Source organism: Streptomyces sp. NPDC033229, from assembly GCF_055576875.1.
The window spans coordinates 256,889-277,244 of sequence record NZ_JBVIQR010000001.1 but is presented as its reverse complement, the minus strand read 5'-3'; the positions used below and the strand labels follow the sequence as shown (position 1 = coordinate 277,244).

The 20,356-nt window shown below is 73.1% G+C and carries 18 protein-coding genes; 10 read left to right on the top strand and 8 right to left on the bottom strand.

Going from position 1 to position 20,356, the window contains the following annotated elements; translation table 11 throughout:
- Positions 1-270 precede the first annotated feature (270 nt).
- The gene (gene glgX / locus ACZ53N_RS01145; protein ID WP_469138887.1) at positions 271-2,397 is read left to right on the top strand and encodes a glycogen debranching protein GlgX; all 2,127 of its coding nucleotides are present in this window, start codon (positions 271-273) and stop codon (positions 2,395-2,397) included.
- 88 nt (positions 2,398-2,485) lie between these two features.
- Complete coding sequence (gene treY / locus ACZ53N_RS01140; RefSeq protein ID WP_469138886.1) at positions 2,486-4,891, top strand: malto-oligosyltrehalose synthase; 2,406 nt, start codon at positions 2,486-2,488, stop codon at positions 4,889-4,891.
- Here treY and ACZ53N_RS01135 read toward each other — a convergent pair.
- A complete protein-coding gene (locus ACZ53N_RS01135) occupies positions 4,861-5,775 on the bottom strand; it encodes a LysR family transcriptional regulator (RefSeq protein ID WP_469138885.1) in 915 nt (304 codons plus the stop codon). The genes treY and ACZ53N_RS01135 overlap by 31 nt on opposite strands.
- A gap of 95 nt (positions 5,776-5,870) precedes the next feature.
- Between ACZ53N_RS01135 and lpdA the strand changes: the two genes are divergently transcribed.
- The 4 genes from lpdA to ACZ53N_RS01115 all read left to right on the top strand — a co-directional run bounded on the left by lpdA (position 5,871) and on the right by ACZ53N_RS01115 (position 10,561).
- Entirely contained in the window at positions 5,871-7,301 is a 1,431-nt protein-coding gene (gene lpdA / locus ACZ53N_RS01130; RefSeq protein WP_469138884.1) for a dihydrolipoyl dehydrogenase, read from the top strand.
- 82 nt (positions 7,302-7,383) lie between these two features.
- Positions 7,384-8,307, top strand: a complete 924-nt coding sequence (locus ACZ53N_RS01125; RefSeq protein ID WP_469138883.1) for a GNAT family N-acetyltransferase — start codon at positions 7,384-7,386, stop codon at positions 8,305-8,307.
- Between the two features lie 103 nt (positions 8,308-8,410).
- The gene (treZ, locus tag ACZ53N_RS01120; protein WP_469138882.1) at positions 8,411-10,192 is read left to right on the top strand and encodes a malto-oligosyltrehalose trehalohydrolase; all 1,782 of its coding nucleotides are present in this window, start codon (positions 8,411-8,413) and stop codon (positions 10,190-10,192) included.
- Positions 10,193-10,264: 72 nt separating this feature from the next.
- The gene (locus ACZ53N_RS01115) at positions 10,265-10,561 is read left to right on the top strand and encodes a hypothetical protein (protein ID WP_469138881.1); all 297 of its coding nucleotides are present in this window, start codon (positions 10,265-10,267) and stop codon (positions 10,559-10,561) included.
- Positions 10,562-10,570: 9 nt separating this feature from the next.
- Here the strand turns inward: ACZ53N_RS01115 and msrB are convergent, their stop codons facing one another.
- The 4 genes from msrB to ACZ53N_RS01095 all read right to left on the bottom strand — a co-directional run bounded on the left by msrB (position 10,571) and on the right by ACZ53N_RS01095 (position 14,112).
- On the bottom strand, positions 10,571-10,978 hold the full coding sequence (gene msrB / locus ACZ53N_RS01110) for a peptide-methionine (R)-S-oxide reductase MsrB (protein WP_469138880.1): 408 nt from the start codon (positions 10,976-10,978) through the stop codon (positions 10,571-10,573).
- A 53-nt stretch (positions 10,979-11,031) separates the two neighbouring features.
- Positions 11,032-12,435, bottom strand: coding sequence for a UDP-N-acetylmuramate--L-alanine ligase (gene murC, locus ACZ53N_RS01105; protein ID WP_469138879.1), 1,404 nt, complete (start codon positions 12,433-12,435; stop codon positions 11,032-11,034).
- 227 nt (positions 12,436-12,662) lie between these two features.
- The gene (locus ACZ53N_RS01100) at positions 12,663-13,175 is read right to left on the bottom strand and encodes an indole-3-glycerol phosphate synthase (protein ID WP_469138878.1); all 513 of its coding nucleotides are present in this window, start codon (positions 13,173-13,175) and stop codon (positions 12,663-12,665) included.
- Between the two features lie 160 nt (positions 13,176-13,335).
- Complete coding sequence (locus ACZ53N_RS01095) at positions 13,336-14,112, bottom strand: pyrimidine reductase family protein (RefSeq protein WP_469138877.1); 777 nt, start codon at positions 14,110-14,112, stop codon at positions 13,336-13,338.
- A gap of 82 nt (positions 14,113-14,194) precedes the next feature.
- Between ACZ53N_RS01095 and zapE the strand changes: the two genes are divergently transcribed.
- Together zapE and ACZ53N_RS01085 are read left to right on the top strand one after the other, a co-directional pair.
- Positions 14,195-15,304, top strand: coding sequence for a cell division protein ZapE (gene zapE / locus ACZ53N_RS01090; protein ID WP_469138876.1), 1,110 nt, complete (start codon positions 14,195-14,197; stop codon positions 15,302-15,304).
- Positions 15,305-15,378: 74 nt separating this feature from the next.
- A complete protein-coding gene (locus tag ACZ53N_RS01085) occupies positions 15,379-16,269 on the top strand; it encodes a polysaccharide deacetylase family protein (protein ID WP_469139029.1) in 891 nt (296 codons plus the stop codon).
- Between the two features lie 18 nt (positions 16,270-16,287).
- Here ACZ53N_RS01085 and ACZ53N_RS01080 read toward each other — a convergent pair whose 3' ends face one another.
- From ACZ53N_RS01080 to ACZ53N_RS01070, 3 genes are read right to left on the bottom strand one after another with little or no spacing between them, the layout of a single operon-like run.
- Complete coding sequence (locus ACZ53N_RS01080) at positions 16,288-16,428, bottom strand: hypothetical protein (protein WP_469138875.1); 141 nt, start codon at positions 16,426-16,428, stop codon at positions 16,288-16,290.
- A gap of 51 nt (positions 16,429-16,479) precedes the next feature.
- Entirely contained in the window at positions 16,480-17,157 is a 678-nt protein-coding gene (locus ACZ53N_RS01075) for an ABC transporter (RefSeq protein WP_469138874.1), read from the bottom strand.
- Entirely contained in the window at positions 17,154-18,068 is a 915-nt protein-coding gene (locus ACZ53N_RS01070) for an ABC transporter ATP-binding protein (protein WP_469138873.1), read from the bottom strand. The genes ACZ53N_RS01075 and ACZ53N_RS01070 overlap by 4 nt, the downstream gene beginning before the upstream one ends.
- 56 nt (positions 18,069-18,124) lie before the next feature.
- On the opposite strand from ACZ53N_RS01070, the gene ACZ53N_RS01065 reads away from it, so the two are divergent.
- Entirely contained in the window at positions 18,125-18,907 is a 783-nt protein-coding gene (locus ACZ53N_RS01065; RefSeq protein ID WP_469138872.1) for a peptidyl-tRNA hydrolase, read from the top strand.
- Positions 18,908-18,958: 51 nt separating this feature from the next.
- On the top strand, positions 18,959-20,257 hold the full coding sequence (locus tag ACZ53N_RS01060) for a polysaccharide deacetylase family protein (RefSeq protein ID WP_469138871.1): 1,299 nt from the start codon (positions 18,959-18,961) through the stop codon (positions 20,255-20,257).
- The last annotated feature ends 99 nt before the right edge of the window (positions 20,258-20,356 follow it).

The window sequence follows — 20,356 nt, the reverse complement described above, 5'->3', positions numbered from 1 at the left end:
GCCGAAGTGAGCGGATTCATAGCGCGGGCCCCGGCCGTCACCCGGTTGGACGAGCCGAACGGGGCGCAAGAAGGAGGTGCCGGTCTCCTTTTGGGGAAGATCTGCGGAAAGGCCCGCTCGGTCGCGTCGGTTGGGAAAGGATTCCGGGTCGGCCTCGTACAGGAGTCCTCATGGCGCCTCCCGGCGCCCGGGGGCTCGTCCCAGAAGACCCTACGAAGAACCCCCGGAAGTACCCCGGAAGGCCCCCGGAAGAAGTGGAAGAGTCGACTCATGCAGGTGTGGCCGGGACAGGCGTACCCCCTCGGTGCCACGTACGACGGCGCCGGCACCAACTTCGCGGTCTTCTCGGAGGCCGCCGAGCGGATCGAGTTGTGCCTGCTGCACGACGACGGTTCGGAGACGGCGGTGGAGTTGCGCGAGAGTGACGCGTTCGTCCGGCACGCCTATCTGCCGGGCATCATGCCGGGTCAGCGGTACGGCTTCCGCGCGCACGGACCGTACGAGCCCGAGCGCGGGCACCGCTGCAATTCCGCCAAGCTCCTGCTGGACCCGTACGCCCGCGCGGTGAGCGGCGCCGTCGACTGGGGGGAGGCGGTGTACGGCTACCGCTTCGGGCGGCCCGAGAAGCGCAACGACATGGACTCGGCGCCGCACATGATGACCTCGGTGGTCGTCAACCCGTACTTCGACTGGGGTGACGACCGGCCGCCGCGCACCGACTATCACCGTACGGTCATCTACGAGGCCCATGTGAAGGGCCTGACGATGCGCCACCCGGCGCTGCCGGAGGAGGTGCGCGGGACCTACGCGGCGCTGGCGCATCCGGCGGTGATCGAGCATCTGACGGAGCTCGGGGTGACCGCGATCGAGCTGATGCCGGTCCATCAGTTCGTGAACGACCACCGGCTGGTGGACGCGGGGCTGGCCAACTACTGGGGTTACAACACCATCGGCTTCTTCGCCCCGCACAACGCGTACGCCTCGTGGGGGGACCGGGGCCAGCAGGTGCTGGAGTTCAAGTCGGCGGTGCGGGCCCTGCACGCCGCGGGCATCGAGGTCATCCTCGACGTGGTCTACAACCACACCGCCGAGGGCAATCACCTCGGCCCCACCCTCTCCTTCCGCGGCCTGGACAACGCCTCGTACTACCGGCTGACGGACGATCCGCGCTACTACATGGACACCACGGGCACCGGCAATTCGCTGCTGATGCGCAGCCCGCACGTGCTCCAGCTCATCATGGACTCGCTGCGCTACTGGGTGACCGAGATGCGGGTGGACGGCTTCCGGTTCGATCTGGCGGCGACGCTGGCCCGGCAGTTCCACGAAGTGGACCGGCTGTCGTCGTTCTTCGACCTGGTGCAGCAGGATCCGGTGGTCAGCCGGGTGAAGCTGATCGCCGAGCCGTGGGACGTCGGGGAGGGCGGCTACCAGGTCGGCAATTTCCCCCCGCTCTGGGCCGAGTGGAATGGCAAGTTCCGCGATACCTCGCGGGACCTGTGGCGCGGTGAGCCGGCCACGCTGGCGGAGTTCGGCTCCCGGCTGACCGGATCCTCCGACCTCTACCAGGGGGACGGCAGGCGGCCGCTGGCCTCCGTCAACTTCGTGACCTGTCACGACGGCTTCACCCTGCACGACCTGGTCTCCTACAACGACAAGCACAACGAGGCCAACGGCGAGGACAACCGGGACGGCGAGAGCCACAACCGGTCGTGGAACTGCGGGGCCGAGGGCGAGAGCGACGACCCGGAGGTGCTGGCGTTGCGCGAGCGCCAGATGCGCAATTTCATCGCCACCCTGATGGTGTCGCAGGGGGTGCCGATGCTGAGCCACGGCGACGAGTTCGCGCGCACCCAGCGGGGCAACAACAACGCCTACTGCCAGGACTCCGAGCTGTCGTGGGTGCGCTGGCCGCACCCGGCGGACGAGACCTCCGCCCGGGCCCGGCGGATGCTGGCCTTCACGCGCGCGATGATCTGGCTCCGCCGCGACCACCCGGTCTTCCGGCGCCGCCGCTTCTTCCACGGCCGCCCGGTGCAGGGCACGCACGACGAGCTGTCGGACATCGCCTGGTTCACCCACGAGGGTGAGGAGATGCGGGACGGCGACTGGCAGGCCGCCCATGCGAAGTCGCTGACCGTCTTCCTCAACGGGGGCGCGATCTCCGAGCCGGGGCCGCGCGGCGAGCCGGTCGTCGACGACTCCTTCCTGCTGATGTTCAACGCCCACGGGGAGCCGCTGGACTTCGTCGTGCCCGTGGACCACGGCGCGCAGTGGCAGGTCGTGGTCGACACCGCCCGCTCCCTGGGCGTCGAGTCCAACGGGCCCAAGGTCCAGGCCGGTGACCACCTGACGCTCACGGACCGCAGTCTGACCATCCTGCAGCGTCCGGCGTAGTCCGGCCTGCGCCCGACGGCCCGGCCCACCACCGCACGCGGCCTAGTCCCTTGCGGCATCAGCGCCCGTTGCGGGTACGTACGTTCCCATGACGCCCGACAGCACCGCGCCGCCCCCGACCGCCACCTACCGGATCCAGCTCCAACCGGACTTCCCCTTCGCGGCGGCCCGAAGGGCCGTGCCCTACCTCGCCTCGCTCGGGGTCTCGCATCTGCACCTGTCACCGGTGCTGGAGGCGGTGCCGGGCTCCGACCACGGCTACGACGTGGTCGACCACGCGGCGGTCCGGGCGGAGCTGGGCGGTGAGGAGGGGCTGCGCGCGCTGGCGCGTACCGCCCGGGAGCACGGGCTCGGGCTGATCCTCGACATCGTGCCGAACCACATGGCGGTCCCGGTGCCCGCGCGGCTGAACCGGCCGCTGTGGGAGGTCCTGCGGGACGGCCCAGCGTCGCCGTACGCGCGCTGGTTCGACATCGACTGGGCCGAGCACGGCGGGAAGGTGCTGCTGCCGGTGCTGGGCGGCCGGCTCGGTGACGAGCTGGCCCACCTGCGCGTGGAGGACGGTGAGCTGCGCTGGCACGACCACGCCTTCCCGTTGCGGCCCGGCACCGAGCGGCTGCCGCTGCCGGAGCTGCTGGACGCCCAGTGGTACCGGCCCGCCTGGTGGCGGCTGGCCCGCACGGAGGTGAACTACCGGCGCTTCTTCACGATTTCCACGCTGATCGCGGTCCGCGTGGAGGACCCCGAGGTCTTCGCCGCCACCCACGCCACGGTGCTGCGGCTGCTGCGCGAGGGGGTGATCGAGGGCCTGCGGATCGATCACCCGGACGGGCTCGCGGACCCGGCCGGCTATCTCCGGCGGCTGGGGAAGGCGACGGGCGGCTGCTGGACGGTCGTCGAGAAGATCCTCAGCGGCGACGAACGGCTGCCCGCCGACTGGCCCGTGGCGGGGACGACCGGCTACGACGCCCTGCGCCACCTCGACGGCCTCTTCGTCGACCCGGAGGGCGCCACCGAGCTGACGGCCGTATACCGCGCCTTCACCGGCGGGCCGCCCGACCGGGGCGGCGACTGGCCGGCGACGGTGCGGCGCGCGGCCTACAAGGTCGTCACCCATGAACTGGCCGCGGAGGTCGAGCGACTGGTCCGCACCCTCGACCGGGCCCGCGACACATCGCCCCTGCTGCGCGACCACGCCCCGTGGGCCCTGCGCACCGCCCTGCGCGAGATCCTCGTCCGGCTGCCCGTCTACCGCCCGTACGCGGTGCCCGGGGAGCCGGTGGCCCCGGTGGACGCCGCGCTGCTGGACGAGGCGGCCCAGGGCGCCCGTACGGCCTTCTCCGTGCCCGAGGAGGCCGCGGCGGTGGAGCTGGTGCGGGACGCGGCGCTCGGCCGGCTCGGGGACGGGCCGGACCACCGGGACTTCTGCGCCCGGTTCGCGCAGACCGCGTCCGCGCTGCGTGCCAAGTCGGTGGAGGACACGGCCTTCTACCGCTACGTGCCCCTGCTGTCCGCCAACGAGGTGGGCGGCTCCCCGCAGCGGCCCGCCGTCTCGCCCGGCGAGTTCCACGCCTACTGCGCCCGGCTGCGCCGCGACTGGCCCGCCACCGGGACGGTGCTGTCCACGCACGACACGAAGCGCAGCGCGGACGCGCGGGCGAGGATCGCGGCGCTGACGCAGTACCCGCGGCGGTGGGCCGATCTGATGGACCGGCTGACGGCTCGTGCGGCGGCGCCCGACCCGCATGTGGCGTGGGTGGCCTGGCAGAGCGCGCTGGGGCTCAGTGAAGCGGACGGCTCGGGCGCCGTCGAGGCAGAGCGCTTGGTCCCCGCGGTCCTCAAGAGCGTGCGCGAGGCCGCGCTGCGCACGACGTGGACCGAGCCGGACGCGGCCTACGAACGGGCGGTGGAGGCGTTCGTCACGACCGGCCCCTGCGGGCCGCCCGGCGAGGTGCTCGCGCCCCTGGTCCGCGAGATGGGCCCGGCGGTGCGGGCCAACGTCCTCGGTGCCGCGTTGCTGCACCTCACCATGCCGGGCGTGCCGGATCTCTACATGGGCACCGAGGGCGACCGCACCGCGCTCGTCGACCCGGACAACCGCCGGGTGCCGCCGTTCCCCGACGGGCCGCTCGCCGATCGGGTCCCGGTGGACGGCGGGCTCTCGGCGGAGAAGCTGTGGCTCACCCGGACCGCGCTGCTGCTGCGGCGCGACCGCCCCGCCTGGTTCGCCGCCGAGGCCTCGTACGAGCCGCTGACCGCGCTCGGCCCGGCCGCCGGGCACTGCGTGGCATTCACCCGTTCGGGTGAGGTCGTCACCGCCGTGACCCGGCTGTCCCGCCGGCTCGCGGACGCCGGCGGCTGGCGGGACACGACGCTGGGGCTGCCCGGCGGCGGCCGGTGGCGCGAGCTGCTGACCGGTCGCGGGTACGAGGGCGGGGCGGCGCTGGCGGAGCTGCTGGACCGCTACCCGGTGGCGTTGCTGGTGCGGGACTGAGCGGTGTCCGGGAAGGCCAGCTCCTGGCTGAGGCGCACGAAGGTGGCGGCGATCCCCGTGAGCTCCACCCGGGAGTAGGCGGTCTGTTCGCGGCGCCAGGGCGGGTCGACGCGGACGACCGCCGCGCCGGTGACGTCCCGGGCGAGGTGCGGGGGCGCGGCCACGAGGCCCACTCCGGCCACCGCCATGCGGACGGCCGTGGAGGAGTGCTCGGTCCACACGCCCGTACGGGGTGCGAAGCCGCTCCGCTCACAGACCCAGTCCAGCCAGCGCTGTCCCTGCACCACCGGTTCGAGGGCGCAGCGGACCCATACGCGGTCCGCCAGTTCCGTCAGCCGCACGGGTGCCGCGCGGCTTGCGAGCGGGTCGTCGGCGGAGGTGACCAGCATGATCTCCTCGTGGCCGAGCGGGACCACGGGGCCGTGCCAGTCGTCCGGCCGGGGGCCGATGGCGATGTCGGCCACGCCGCGCTCCATGTGATCGCGCAGTTCCTCCGTGGTGGCGTACTCATGGAGGTTCAGCAGGACCTGGGGGTACGCGCGCCGCCAGTCGGCGAAGACGGACGGCAGCACGCCGACGGCGAGCGCGTGCAGCGTCGCGATGTGCAGCTCGCCGCCCGCCGCCCCGGCCGCGGCCTTCGCCGCGCGGCGCGCCTGTTCGGCGCTGCGCACCGCCAGTTCGGCGTGCGGCAGGAAGGCGCGGCCCATGGGCGTGAGCCCGATGCCGCGCGGGCGCCGCTCCAGCAGCGGGCCGCCGACCTCCCGCTCCAGTGCCTTGATCTGGTGGGAGAGCGCGGACTGGGTGACATTGAGCGCCTCGGCGGCCCGGGTGAAGGACTCCTCCCCCACCACCGTGACCAAGTACTCCATCTGCCGCAGACTCAACAGGACTCCTTTGGCGGCCCGGTATGAACGAATGTCATCGATTCGATCGAAACATTGCGTTGGACTCATGATCCCCCGCGCCGGAAGGTGGAGTCATGCAGGAAACAGATGTCTTCGTCATCGGTGGCGGCACCGGCGGTTACAGCACCGCGCTGCGCGCCGCCGCCCTCGGGCTCGATGTCGTCCTCGCGGAACGCGATCTGGTGGGCGGCACCTGTCTGCACCGCGGCTGCGTCCCGAGCAAGGCGATGCTGCACGCCGCGGAGCTGGTGGACGGGATCGCCGAGGCTCGGGAGCGGTGGGGGGTGAAGGCGACGCTCGACTCCGTCGACTGGTCCGCGCTGACCGCCACCCGGGACGACATCGTCTCCCGCAACCACAAGGGCGTGGAGGGACACCTGTCCCACGCACGGGTGCGCGTGGTGCGCGGGTCCGCCTCGCTGACGGGCCCGCGCGGCGTCCGCGTCGACTCCGGTGCCGAGGCGGGGTCCGAGTGGACCGTGCGGCGCGGCATCGTGCTCGCCACGGGTTCGCGGCCACGCACGCTGCCGGGGCTGGAGCCGGACGGCGATCGGGTCGTCACCAGTGACGACGCGCTGTTCGCACCGGGTCTGCCCACCTCGGTGCTGGTGCTGGGCGGCGGCGCGATCGGCGTCGAGTACGCCTCCCTGCACCGGTCGATGGGTGCCGAGGTGACGCTGGTGGAGGCGGCCGACCGACTGCTGCCCCTGGAGGACGCCGACGTGAGCCGGCATCTCACCCGGGGCCTGAAGAAGCGCGGCATCGACGTCCGGGTGGGAGCGCGGCTGGAGGACGCGCGGCCGTACGAGGGCGGGGTGCGGGCCACCGTGCGCACCGCGCGCGGGGAGTCGCGTGTCGTGGAGGCCGAACGGCTGCTGGTGGCCGTGGGCCGGGTGCCGGTCACCGACGGGCTGGGGCTGGCGGCCGCCGGACTGACCACGGACGCGCGGGGGTTCGTCGCGCCCGCCGACTGGGCGCGCCTGGAGACGTCCGTGCCGGGCATCCATGTGGTCGGTGATCTGCTGCCGCCGCCGTCATTGGGGCTGGCGCACGCGTCCTTCGCCGAGGGGCTGGTGGTCGCGGAGACCCTCGCGGGCGGGGCGCCGCGGCCGGTCGACTACGCCGCCGTGCCGCGGGTCACCTACTCCAGCCCGCAGACGGCGTCCGTGGGCCTGTCCGAGGCCGGGGCGCGGGAGCGGGGCCACGAGGTGGAGGCCAACTCGATGCCCCTGACGGCGGTGGCCAAGGGCATGGTGCACGGGCAGGGCGGGGTGGTGAAGGTGGTCACGGAGGCAGGGGCGAAGGCCGGGGGCGGGGGCCGGGTGCTGGGCGTCCACCTGGTCGGTCCGCACGTCTCGGAGATGATCGCGGAGAGCCAGCTGATCGTCGGCTGGGATGCCGAGGCCGCCGATGTGGCCCAGCACGTCCACCCGCATCCGACGCTCTCGGAGGCGGTCGGTGAGGTGTTCCTGTCCTTGGCCGGCCGGGGTCTGCACCAGCGGTAAGTACGGTGCGCGGGAAAAGCGTTGGACGCCGAGGGGGGCGTCTCCTAGCGTTCCGGAGCCGTCCACCGGAAGAAGGACCTCCATGACCGAGCTGGTCATCCGTGCGCTCACCGAGAACGACACGGCTCTCTTCACGTCCCTGCCCGACCCCGGCCTCGTCGGCCGGGGCGCCTTCGGCCACCGTTATGCGCCCGTCCACGAGGGTGGCGAGTACCGCCCCGACTGGACCTGGGTCGCGCTGCGCGACGGCAAGGTCGTGGCCCGCGCCGCCTGGTGGGGCGGGCCCGGCGACGAGACGCCGAAGGCCCTCGACTGGTTCGACTTCGCCGAGGGCGAGGACGAGGCCGCGGTCCGGCTGCTGCGCACGGCCCCGCTGCGCACCGAGTACGCCCTGCTGGCCCCGCCCGGGTGGCGGGACCGGCCGGAGACCCGGGCGGCCGGCGAGGCCCGGATCGCCGCGGCCGAGGCGGCCGGTCTGCGCCACCTGGTCGACCGCTTCCGCTACGAGTGGACGACCGCCTGCGGGTTGCCGGAGCGGCCCGGGCGGCTCACGTTCCGGGCGGATCCCGACGACGCGGTGATACGGGATGTGGTGCGCCGTACTCATCAGGGCACCCTCGACGCCCATGACCGGCGGAACATCGCCGAGCTTGGGCCGGACGCGGCCGTCGACGAGTTCATGGGCTTTCTCGACTGGCTGCCCTCGCCGCGCGCGTGGTGGAAGCTCGCCTACTCCCCCGACGGCGAGCCGGTCGGCATCCAGGTGCCCGCGCACAACCCGGCCGGCCCGTGCGTGGGGTACATCGGGGTCGTGCCCGAGCAGCGCGGCCACGGCTACGCGTACGACCTGCTCGTGGAGTGCACCCACGACCTGGTCGCCGAGGGGGCGACGTGGATCGCGGCGGCGACCGACCAGGGCAACCACCCGATGGCCGCCAACTTCGCGAAGGCGGGCTATCCGGTCACCCAGGAACGCGTCGACCTCGTTCCGCCGCAGTCCGGCTGACCTTATTTCAGCTGACTGACCGCCACCCGGCAGGCAGTCGTCCCGCATTCGGACGGCCCGGGCCGGGCACCATGAACAACACCGTCGTCGAGAGGAGCCGGCTGTGCTGTTCGAGGTGTGGGCGCCGAACGCCGGACGGGTGGTGCTGCGCGCGGCGGACCGCGAGCACCCCATGGAGCGCCATCCGGCCCGCGCGGGCTGGTGGCGGTGCGCGGTCCCCGCGACCCCGGGGGACCGCTATGGCTTCGCCCTGGACGGCGGGCCCGTGCTGCCCGACCCGCGCTCCCGCCGCCAGCCGGACGGCCCCGACGGGCTCAGCGCGGTCGTCGACCCGGCCGCCTTCGACCGGCGGCAGCCGTGGCCGGGCCGCGCGCTGCCCGGCGCGGTCCTCTACGAGCTGCACATCGGCACCTTCACCCCCGAGGGCACCTTCGACGCGGCCGCCGAACGGCTGCCGCACCTGGCCGACTTGGGCATCACCCATGTGGAACTCATGCCCGTGTGCCCGTTCCCGGGCACACACGGCTGGGGGTACGAGGGGGTCTCCCTCTGGGCCGTCCACGAGCCCTACGGCGGCCCGGCGGGCCTGGGGCGCTTCGTGGACGCGGCGCACGCGCTGGGCCTCGGTGTGGTGCTCGACGTCGTGCACAACCACCTGGGTCCGTCCGGCAACCACCTGCCCGCCTTCGGCCCGTACTTCACCGACACCCACCACACGCCGTGGGGTGCGGCCGTCAACCTCGACGCCCCCGGCTCCGCGGAGGTCCGGGCGTTCCTGATCGGCAGCGCCTTGGCCTGGCTGCGCGACTACGGGCTCGACGGGCTACGGCTGGACGCGGTGCACGCGCTGATCGACACCGGGCCGAAGCACTTCCTCGCCGAGGTGTCGGCCGCGGTCGACGCGCTGGCCGGGCGGTTGGGGCGGCCGCTCTTCCTCATCGCCGAGTCCGACCTCAACGACCCGGCCACGACCACCGCACGCGAGGCGGGCGGCATGGGCATTCACGCCCAGTGGAACGACGACTTCCACCATGCGCTGCACACGGCCCTGACGGGCGAGTCGCAGGGGTACTACGCGGACTTCGCCGCCGACCCGGCGCACGCCCTCGCCAAGACGCTGCGCGGCGGCTTCTTCCACGACGGCACGTACTCCGCCTTCCGCTCCCGCCCCCACGGCCGCCCCCTTGATCCGCGCACCACACCCGCGTACCGGCTCCTCGGCTACGCCCAGACGCACGACCAGGTGGGCAACCGTGCCCTGGGTAACCGGCTTTCGGCCCGGCTGTCCCCCGGGCTGCTGGCCTGCGCGGCCGCGCTCGTGCTGTGCGCGCCCTTCACCCCGATGCTGTTCATGGGCGAGGAGTGGGGGGCCCGCACGCCCTGGCAGTTCTTCACCGACCACACGGACCCGGCGCTGGCCGAGGCCGTACGCACAGGAAGGCGGCGCGAGTTCGCCGCGCACGGCTGGGCGGCGAAGGACATCCCCGACCCGCAGGACCCCGCCACCCGGGACCGCTCCTGCCTCGACTGGAGCGAGCCGGACCGCGCGCCGCACACGGCGCTGCTCGACTGGTACCGGCGGCTGATCGCCCTGCGCCGGACCGAGCCGGCCCTCGGTGATCCCCGGTGGGAGTACGGCACGCTCTTCACCGGGGACCGCACGGTCCACTTCCGGCGCGGCCCCCTGCACGTCGCGGTCAATCTCTCCGACCGGCCCGTGGCGCTGGACCTGGGCCCCGACGCGGCGGGTGCGGAGACCGTCCTGGCCTGGCGTCCCGTCGCGCCGCCGGACGCGGACGGGGTGCTGCGGCTGCCGCCCCAGGCGGCCGTCGTGCTGCGCCCGGGGCGCGCTGTTGCGGAGCCCGGCGAGCGGGCAGACGCTTGAAGTGGCGCGACCGCGCCTCAGCGAGCGCTGCCGAAACGCCACACGCGGCGCGCCGCCGAAGGAGTGAGGTCCATGCGCACGCTACTGGAGGCCCGGCTGGACACCCGCGCGGGCAATGAGGCGATCAAGAACGGAAAGCTGCCGAAGCTGCTGCAGGAAGTGATGGCGCAGATCAACCCCGAGGCCGCCTACTTCGCCCCGATGGACGGCGGGCGCACCTGCATGATGGTCTTCGACATGCAGGACTCCTCGCAGATGCCCCCGATCCTCGAAGCCTTCTTCACGGAGCTGGAGGCGGAGGTCCACATCCAGCCGGTGATGAACTACGAGGATCTCCAGAGGGGTCTGGGCGTCCTGGGCAGGACCTGACCGAGTGCCTCAGTCCTCGGCCGGCTCCAGCCGCAGGGAGATCGAATTGATGCAGTACCGCTGGTCGGTCGGGGTGGGGTAGCCCTCGCCCTCGAAGACGTGGCCGAGGTGCGAGCCGCAGCGCGCGCAGCGCACCTCGGTGCGGGTCATGCCGTGCGAGCGGTCCTCGATGAGCTCGACGGCGGAGGAGTCCTTCGGGTCGTAGAAGCTCGGCCAGCCGCAGTGGCTCTCGAACTTCTCCGTGGAGCGGAAGAGCTCCGCGCCACAGGCCCGGCAGGAGTAGACCCCCGCCGTCTTCGTGTCGGTGTACTCACCGCGGAAGGCGGGCTCGGTGCCGGCCTGGCGGAGCACCTGGTACTCCGCGGGGGTCAGCTCCGCGCGCCACTGCTCGTCCGGCTTCTCGACCTCGTACGACATCTCGCGCGCCTTTCGGTGAGGACGGGTCTTTCGCGTCGTGCTCGTGCCTGGGGTCAGCTCTCCAGGCGGGCCAGGATCTTCGGACCGAGGTCCGTCACATCACCGGCGCCCATGGTCAGAACGAGATCACCGGGCTTGGCCATTCCCGCGATCACGTCGGCGACGGCCGCCATGTCGTGCTCGGCGCGCACGTCCGCGCCCGCGGCCCGTGCGGCGTCGATGATCACGGTGCTGGTGACGCCGGGGATCGGCTCCTCGCGCGCCGGGTAGATGTCGAGGACCACGGAGGCGTCCGCGAGGGCCAGTGCCTGGCCCATCTCGGTGCCCAGCTCCTGGGTGCGGCTGAAGAGGTGCGGCTGGAAGACCACGAGCAGGCGCGCGTCGGCGGCGGCGCCGCGGATGGCCTCCAGGTCCGCCGTCATCTCGGTCGGGTGGTGGGCGTAGGAGTCGATGACCTGCACGCCCTTGGCCTCGCCCTTGAGCTGGAGGCGGCGCTTGACGCCGGTGTACTTGCCGAGCGCGGAGGCGAGGTTGTGCAGCGGCAGGCCGAGCGCGACGCCCGCGGCGAGGGCCGCGACGGCGTTGTGCGCGTAGTGGCGGCCGGGGACGGAGACGGCGAAGGTGAGCACCTTGCCGCCCATGACGACGGTGACCTCGCTGGTCAGACCGCGCGGGTTGACCTTGAGGACCCGCACGTCCGCGTCCTCGGCCTCGCCGTAGGTGACGACCTGGATGTCCTCGCGGGCCGAGTTCCGGGCGAGCCGCTCGGTGAGCTCGCGGGCGCCCGCCTGGTCGGCGGCGATGACGAGGGTGCCGCCGGGGCGGAGCCGGCCGACGAAGGTCTCGAACGACTCGTAGATCTCGTCCATCGACGCGTAGTTCGCGTGGTGGTCCAGCTCCACGTTGAGGATGATGGCGACCTCGGGCGCGTACTTGTGGAAGCTGCGGTCGCTCTCGTCCGCCTCGGCGACGAAGATCTCGCCGGCGCCGTGCCGGGCGTTGGATCCCGGGGCGTCGAGGTCGCCGCCGATGGCGTACGAGGGGTCGAGGCCGAGGGCGTCGAGGGAGATGGCGAGCATCGAGGTCGTGGTCGTCTTGCCGTGCGTACCGGCGACGGCGATCGGGCGCAGGCCCTCCATGAGCCCGGCGAGGGCGTCCGAGCGGTGCACGACGGGGATGCCGCGCTCGGCGGCGGCCGCCAGCTCGGGGTTGTCGGCGCGGATGGCACTGGAGACCACGACGCAGGTGGCGTCCTCGGCCAGGTGCCCGGCGGCGTGCCCGATGTGCACGGTCGCCCCCAGAGCGCGGAGGGCCTCGGCGGTGGCGGAGTCCTTCGCGTCGCTGCCCGCGACGCGCGCGCCGCGCTGCGCGAGGATCTTCGCGATGCCCGACATGCCGGCGCCGCCGATGCCGATGAAGTGCGGTCGGTCCATCGTCGTGGGGACGGCCGGTGCCATGTGCGGTGCTCCCTGGGATCGGAAATAGGTACCTGCGTTTGCGCACCGATTCTTGCACCCGGTACCGACAGCCCGCCCACGGCCACCCCCGCCGGTCATACCGGGCGGATCAGGCCTCCGGCCGAGGCGGGGTGGCTCCAGGGCGGGGGGCCGTCGACGGGGAGCAGCCGGACGGCGCCGCTCCTACGCTCACCCGCGGGGGTGACGCGCGGCGCCGGGCCCGGCCGTCAGCCCATGCCCTCGTCCCGGCTCTCGTCCTTGGTCTCCGCCTCTTCCTCGTCGTTGTGGGCGTAGAGCTTGAGGACGGGGACACCCACCTTGTGGCGGGCGCGCGAGGCCCAGTCCCGGTGGAAGAACTCCTCGACCAGGTGCGGGGCGGTCAGCACGATCACCTCGTCGGCGTGCGTCTGCTCGACGACGGACCGCAGCAGGTCCAGCGGGTGGCCGTCGACGATCTGGCCCACGGCCTCGCTGCCCGCGTCGCGGAGCAGCCGGAGCGAGTGTTCGAGGGCGAGGGCGGCGGGCCGCACGGCCTGCTCGCCCTCGGGCTCGTCGGCCTCGTGGACGGCCTGTTCCAGCTCGCCGAGCGCCACGTCGTCGATGGCCCGCAGCAGCCGGTCCTCGGCGCCTCTGGGCTGCATCAGGACCACGAAGGACATCGCGTCGTCGTGCAGGGTGGTGACGAAGTCGACATCGGTGACGGACAGCGGTTGCTCGATCATCAATACGCTCGTGAACACGGTGGGAGCCCTTCTGCTACGTGGGCCACCGGGCCCAACAGAAACCATCCTGCGCGTGCCCTCCATGGGCCCGCCTGTTGTGATCTCGTGCCCTTCGAGGACGCGTCTGACTCAATTCTGCCCACCCGAAGCTAACCGGAGCAGCAAATTCCGCCGATTGTCAGACTCTTCGGTAGCTGGTGAAGAGAAAACCGCCCTCCTCGATGACGGAAGCGAGAGCGAATCGTTCCGGCACGGCGAGCGGCGGCCCGTTCATGATGCGCGGCGCGGTACCGGCGGCCACCAGCGGAGCCAGCGACAGACACATCTCGTCCAGCACCCGCGCCTTTGCGAACTGGCCCAGCAGCCGTGGCCCGCCCTCCGTGAGCAGCCGGGTCAGCCCACGCCCGGCCAGCACCGCCGGCACCCGCGCGGCGTCCACCCGGCGCCCCTGGCCCGCCGTGACGACCTCCGCGCCCGCCTCGCGGGCCGCGGCGATCCGCTCCGCCGGGGCGTCCTCACCGGTCAGCACGATCGTCGGCACCAGGGGCGAGGTGAACAGGGGGAGCGAGAAGTCCAGGTCGAGCCCGGCGCTGACGACCGCGATCACCGGCGCCACCGGCTGGCCGAGCGCCGCCCGCCGCGCCGCGAACGCCTCCCGGGCGCGCGCGGGGCGGTAGCCCTCCTGCCGCACGGTCTCGGCCCCGACCACGATCGCGTCGGCGAGGCCGCGCAGGGTGCCGAAGATCCGCATGTCGGCCTCGGAGGACAGCGGCTGCGAGCGCCCCTCGTGGTGGGCGGCACCGTCGAGCGAGGAGACCATGTTGGCCCGCAGCCAGGGACGCCCGTCGCCACCCGCCGTCTCGGGGTAGGCATAGGCGTCCGCCAGTTCGTCCAGCCCCCATTCGCGGTCTTCGAGGTCGGACGGGGCCAGTGGGGAGGGGAACAGGCGTCGCATGGCGGCAGTGTGGCATGCCCCGGACGGCTCGCACCGCCGCCTCGACGGAGGGTGTCGCACACACCGACTACCCTGGACGGTTGTGTCGTCCTCCACCGCTTCCCCCGCCTCCCCCGGCCCCGCCGACCCCGCCTTCGACGGGCCGCTCGCGCTGACCTCACGCGCGCCGCAGGTGCCCGCCGACCGTCTGGTCGCCGAGATGGTGCCGCCGCCGCGCTTCGACTCAGTGCGGTTCGACAACTACATCCCCGACGCGAACCAGCCCAGCCAGGCCGAGGCCGTGCGGGTGCTCGCCGGCTTCGCGGCCGGGCTCGGGGGCGGCGCGAGCGCGAGCGGCGCGGGGCGCAAGCGCTGGTTCCGGCGCGAGGCGAAGCCCGCCGTGCCCGCCGGCCCGCGCGGCGTCTACCTCGACGGCGGCTACGGCGTCGGCAAGACCCACCTGCTGGCCTCCCTCTGGCACGCCACCCCCGCCGCCCCGGAGCACAAAGCCTTCGGCACCTTCGTGGAGCTGACCAACCTCGTCGGCGCGCTGGGCTTCCAGCAGACCGTGCGGACGCTGAGCGGCCACCGGCTGCTGTGCATCGACGAATTCGAGCTGGACGACCCGGGCGACACCGTGCTCGTCTCGACCCTGCTGGGCAAGCTGGTCGACGCGGGCGTGGCGCTCGCCGCGACGTCCAACACGCTGCCGGGCAAGCTCGGCGAGGGCCGCTTCGCGTCCGCCGACTTCCTGCGCGAGATCCAGGGCCTGTCCGCGCACTTCCGCCCCCTGCGCATCGACGGCGAGGACTACCGCCACCGCGGCCTGCCCGAGGCCCCGGCCCCGTTCGACGACGACACCGTCGAGCGGGTGGCGCACGCGACGGGGGGCGCCTCGCTCGACGCCTTCCCCGCCCTGCTCGACCACCTGTCCAAGGTGCACCCGAGCCGCTACGGCGCCATGTGCGACTCGCTGCGGGCCGTGTGCCTGACCGGCGTGGAGCCGGTCCCCGACCAGTCGACCGCGCTGCGGCTCGTGGTGCTCGCCGACCGGCTCTACGACCGCGAGATCCCGGTGCTGGCGTCGGGTCGGCCGTTCGACGAGCTGTTCAGCGAGGAGATGCTGAACGGCGGGTACAAGAAGAAGTACTTCCGGGCGATCTCCCGGCTCACGGCCCTCGCCCGCGACGCGAAGTCGTTGGTCAAGGAGTAGCGGTCGGTCCTGGGGCGGCACCGGGGGCACACGTCTTCGGATGATCTGTCCGGTACGGTTCCCCGGTGTCCCCCATGATCCATTTCCTGCGCGCCCGGCGGGTCCTCGCCCCGGCCGCCGCCGCGCTGCTGTGCGGCGCGCTGGCGGCCTGCGGCGCGGACGGCTCCGGCGCCGCCGGGCCCGGCAAGCCGTCCGCCGCGTCGGCCCCCGCGGTGAAGCCCACGGCGCCCACCGCCCCCGCGACGCCCGACGCCAGGTCGGCCGCACCGACCCTCCCGCCCGGGCCCGGCGGGGCCGCCCCCGTCTTCTCGCACGGCAGGCGCGACGGCGGCAAGCGGGTCGCCCTCACCTTCGACGCCGACATGACGGCGGACCAGGACAAACGGGCGGCGCGAGGCGAGCGGTTCGACAACCCCCGGCTCATCGCGACCCTGCGGCGGCTCAAGGTCCCCGCCACGGTCTTCATGACCGGCAAATGGGCGGAGCAGTACCCGGCCCAGGCGCGGTCCATCGGCGGTGACCCGCTCTTCGAGGTCGCCAACCACTCGTACGCGCACCACGCGTTCTCCAGCCCCTGCTACAAGCTGCCGACCGTCCCGCTCAAGGGCGCCCGCGCCGATGTGGAGCGTGCCTTCGACGCCTTCCGCCGCGCCGGGATCAAGAACACGGTCCCGTACTTCCGCTTCCCCGGCGGCTGTCACAACGACGCCGTGCTGCGCGCCATCGGCCCGACGAAGGCGACGGCCGTTCAGTGGGACGTGGTCAGCGGCGACGCCTTCGCCAAGCAGGCCGGCCCGGTGGCCGAGACGGTGCTGTCGCAGGTGAAGCCCGGCTCGGTGGTCGTGATGCACTGCACGCGCAGCGCGGCACCGGTCACGGAGGAGGCGATCCGGCGGATCGTGCCGGAGCTGCGGGCCCGGGGGTACGAGTTCGTACGGGTCTCCGAGCTGATCGCCGGCCGCTGACCGCCCCCGGCGGGGCGGTCAGCCGGAACAGGCCGTCCGCTGGGCCTCCTGCCACTCGCAGACCGGGCACAACGTGCTGCCGGGCCGGTCCGATGGGTGTTCGGTGGGCTCGCCGCACTGCACGCAGTCCGCGAGGCCGGTCGGTTCACGGTCGTTCATGTCGCTCCTTCTCTCCCGACCACCGGTCCGTCACCCGTCCGCGTGAGCCCCTCACGGCCCGCCGCCCGGCTGCCGCGCACTGAGCGCGCAGGCCGCCGCCATGGCCGCCGCCGCGAGCGCGGCGGCCACGGCGAGCGGTACCAGCGGCACCGTGACGGTCGCCGTCCGGGAGCCGCTGACCAGCCCGTTCACGGCGGCCCTCGCGGGCGATCCCCCGGTGAACAGCACCACGAACGCGCCGAGCACGGTCGTCGGCACCGCCCACGCGGTGCTGCGCAGCACCGGCCGGTTGCAGACCGCCCCGACGGCCGCCCCGAGCAGTACACACGTCACGGCGGTCGCCAGCCCCGCTCCGGCCGCGGACCAGATCGGCAGTTCCTCGTGGCGGTTGCCGCGCGGGTCGCTGACCGCCGTGACGACGGCGGTGCCCACCACGGCGAGGCCCGTCGCGGTGAGCAGGGCGGTGAGCAGCGCCGCGAGATGGACGCGGGCCGGGCCGGCCGCGGCGGCGGCGCAGTCCCGGGCGGCGCCCGGCTCGTTGGTCACGCACACCCGAACCAGCCAGGCGGTCACCGGCAGCAGCACGGCCGCCGCGAAGCCGAGCGAGTCCAGGACCGGCCGGCCGGTCTGTATTCCGATGGCCATGAGGGCCAGGTAGAGCAGCAGCGGGGGCAGCCACCGGTGCGAGCGGGCCAGCAGAACGGCCTGGTAGCGGAGCAGTGCGGTCATCGGCCGGGCTCTCCTTCGGCGGGGGCGGGCCGCGTGGTCGTCACGGCGCGGATGTGCCACGCGGGGCGGGCCGCCAGGAGGGCCCGGAGCAGGGCGTCCGAGTGCGCGGCGGCGACGGTCAGGCGGTGGACGGCGGGGGCGCCGGGTGCCGCGGGGCCGAGGATCTTGTGCACGGGGTCGCCGGGCAGACCGTCGGGCAGCCGGGCACCGGGCGGCCCTTCGGCCTCGACGCTCACCCGCGGACCGGCGGGGCGGGCCGCGGGCCGCTCCTGTACGTCCACAGCGCCCGCCGTGCCCGCCGGAGCCACCGCGGCCACCCCTCCCGCCTCCACGCGGAAGACCGCGTCGGGCACGCCCGCCAGGCGGCCCGGGTCGTGGTCGACGTAGACGACCGTGCCGCCGGCCGCCACGCGGTCCGTCACGGCACGGTCGAGGGCGGCCCGGGAGGCCTGGTCGAGACCGGTCCAGGCCTCGTCGAGGACGAGCAGACGGGGGTCGGCGAGCAGGCCCTGGGCGACGGCGACCTTCTGGCTGCTGCCCTTGGAGAGCTCCGACAGGCGGGTACGGGCGTGCTCGGCGGCGTCGAAGCGCTCCAGCCACGCGGCGGCGGCGCTCGCGGCGGCGGAACGGCTCAAGCCGTGGATCCGGCCGAGCATCGTCAGATAGCCGAGGGCGGTGAAGGGCAGCGCGGCGGGAAAGCGCTCGGGAACGAACGCGGTGCGCGGCCGCCCGGTGATCCGGCCGGTGGTGGGGGCGTCGATGCCGGCGAGCAGCCGCAGCAGCGTGGACTTGCCGCTGCCGTTGGTGCCCTCGACGCGCACCAGCGACCCCGGCCGGAGCTCGAGGTCGACCCCCCGCAGCACCCACGGGCCGCCGATGCCGTAGCGACGCCCGACCCCCGTCAGTCTCATGGACCACACAGTAACGGGCGGCTACGGGCGTTCGGAGCGGCTGGCAGACTGGGGGCGTGACCAGCTCTGACACCGCTTCCGAGACCGTTTCCGAGACCGTTCGCGAGACCGCCCCCCAGGCCGCTCCCCGGGCCGGGGGCGCCGACCCGCGCGACGAGTCCCCGCAGTTCGTCCTGCCGCTCGTGGTGCGGATCGAGAAGGCCGAGCCGCCGGCCCGTACGGACGCCCTGGAGACGGCGGCGCGCGCGGTGCTCGCCATGTTGTCCGACGAGCGGTCCCAGGGCGAGGGCGACGAAGAGGGCGAGTGGGCGCGGGCCGTCCGGGACTGGCAGGACGCCCGGATCCGCAAGGTCGTGCGCCGGGCGCGCGGCGCGGAGTGGCGGCGGGCGGCGCAGCTGCCGGGGATCACCGTGACGGGCACGGAGGCCGAGGTGCGGGTCTTCCCGCCCGTACCGCTGGACGGCTGGCCCAAGGAGCTGGTCAAGCTCCAGGTGTCGGGCACGGACCTGGCCGACCCCGAGCCGCCGGCCGCACCGGCCCCCGCCCGGCCGGTGCTGTGGCTGAACCCGGGCCTGGAGATGTCGGCGGGCAAGGCGATGGCGCAGGCGGGGCACGGCGCGCACCTCGCCTGGTGGGGGCTGGACGACGTGGCGCGCGCGGCCTGGCGGGAAGCCGGCTTCGCGCTGTCGGTGCGGACCGCCGACCCGGCTCGCTGGGCGGAGCTGACGACGAGCGGGCTGCCGGTCGTGCGGGACGCGGGCTTCACGGAGATCGCGCCCGGGTCGTGCACGGTGGTCGCGGACCATCCGACACTTCGGGGTTGTCCGACCATCGGGTGATACTGGGCCGGAACATCTGTACTGGCGCCAGGGAGTACGAAGTTGACGAGGATGAACAGGACGAACGCGCCCAAGCGGCCAAAGTGGTCCTCGTACGCCGGGCAGACCCTGGGCGCCTCGGCCCTCGTGCTCGCGATCATCGCCGGGCTGGCGTTCGACAACGCCGACGAGAAGGACGGCCGGAAGGACACCGCCGCCGCCTCGGAGGCGGACGCCCCGGCGCGGAGCGGGGCCGGAGGCACCCAGAAGAAGAAGCCGGAAGACAAAGAAGAGAAGTGGGACGGCAAGGTCAGGGTGCTCGGTGACGGCTCGACGTCCTACACCGGCCCGCAGCCCAAGCAGCCGAAGGCCGAGAAGCTGAAGCCGGGCGAGAAGCCGCCGCAGTTCGTGGTCTTCTCCTGGGACGGCGCGCTGTCCGGCGACGACGACCTGTTCGCACACTTCCGCGAGGTCGCCAAGCAGAACGACGCGCAGATGACGTTCTTCCTCAGCTCGATGTATCTGCTGCCGAAATCGAAGGCATCGCTGTACAAGCCGCCGCAGCACAAGCCGGGCGACGCGGCGATCTCCTACGCCACCGACCAGCACATCAAGGACACCATTTCGCAGCTGCGTGGTGCGTGGCTGGACGGCAATGAGATAGGCACCCACTTCAACGGGCATTTCTGCGGCCCCAAGGGCGGCGGCGAATGGAGCCCGGCCGAGTGGAAGAGCGAGATCGAGCAGTCGTACTCCTTCGTGCAGAACTGGAAGACGAACACGGGCTACACGGACCTTCCGCCGCTGCCCTTCGACTTCAAGAAGGAGCTGGTGGGCGGCCGCGCCCCCTGCCTGGAGGGGCAGAAGTCGCTGCTGACGGCGGCGAAGTCCTTCGGCTGGCGCTACGACGCCAGCTCGCCCGGTGATTTCCAGCTCTGGCCGTCCCAGATCAACGGCATCTGGAATTTCCCGCTGCAACTGCTGCCGTACCCGAAGAGCGAGAAGCAGGTCCTGTCCATGGACTTCAATTTCCTCTACAACCAGTCCGGCGGCACGACCAAGGGCGACCCGACGAAATACGCCGAGTGGCGGAAGCTGACCCGCGACGGATATCTGAACGGCTTCGAGCGGGTCTACAACGGCAGCCGGGCACCGATGTTCGTCGGCAACCACTTCGAGGACTGGAACGGCGGCATATACATGAAGGCCGTCGAGGACGTCGTGAAGTCGGTCTGCAAGCGCGACGGGGTGCGCTGCGTGTCCTTCAAGCAGCTCGCCGACTGGCTGGACGCGCAGGACCCGAAGGTGCTGGCGAAGCTGCGCGGCCTGGACCCGGCACAGGCGCCGAACTGGCAGACGTTCCTCAAATGATCCGCCGGCCGTGGGGGGGGGGGGGGGGGGGGGGGGGGGGGGGGGGGGGGGGGGGGGGGGGGGAGGGTGGGGGGGGGGGGGGGGGGGTGGGGTGGGGGA

Coding starts and splice junctions, on each gene's coding strand:
- ACZ53N_RS01095 (WP_469138877.1), bottom strand. CDS start 14,112: ATGCGACGCCTGTTCCCCTCCCCACTGGCCCCGTCCGACCTCGAAGAC.
- ACZ53N_RS01115 (WP_469138881.1), top strand. CDS start 10,265: ATGCGCACGCTACTGGAGGCCCGGCTGGACACCCGCGCGGGCAATGAG.
- ACZ53N_RS01075 (WP_469138874.1), bottom strand. CDS start 17,157: ATGACCGCACTGCTCCGCTACCAGGCCGTTCTGCTGGCCCGCTCGCAC.
- glgX (WP_469138887.1), top strand. CDS start 271: ATGCAGGTGTGGCCGGGACAGGCGTACCCCCTCGGTGCCACGTACGAC.
- murC (WP_469138879.1), bottom strand. CDS start 12,435: ATGGCACCGGCCGTCCCCACGACGATGGACCGACCGCACTTCATCGGC.
- msrB (WP_469138880.1), bottom strand. CDS start 10,978: ATGTCGTACGAGGTCGAGAAGCCGGACGAGCAGTGGCGCGCGGAGCTG.
- ACZ53N_RS01085 (WP_469139029.1), top strand. CDS start 15,379: ATGATCCATTTCCTGCGCGCCCGGCGGGTCCTCGCCCCGGCCGCCGCC.
- treY (WP_469138886.1), top strand. CDS start 2,486: ATGACGCCCGACAGCACCGCGCCGCCCCCGACCGCCACCTACCGGATC.
- ACZ53N_RS01080 (WP_469138875.1), bottom strand. CDS start 16,428: ATGAACGACCGTGAACCGACCGGCCTCGCGGACTGCGTGCAGTGCGGC.
- lpdA (WP_469138884.1), top strand. CDS start 5,871: ATGCAGGAAACAGATGTCTTCGTCATCGGTGGCGGCACCGGCGGTTAC.
- ACZ53N_RS01070 (WP_469138873.1), bottom strand. CDS start 18,068: ATGAGACTGACGGGGGTCGGGCGTCGCTACGGCATCGGCGGCCCGTGG.
- ACZ53N_RS01060 (WP_469138871.1), top strand. CDS start 18,959: ATGAACAGGACGAACGCGCCCAAGCGGCCAAAGTGGTCCTCGTACGCC.
- ACZ53N_RS01125 (WP_469138883.1), top strand. CDS start 7,384: ATGACCGAGCTGGTCATCCGTGCGCTCACCGAGAACGACACGGCTCTC.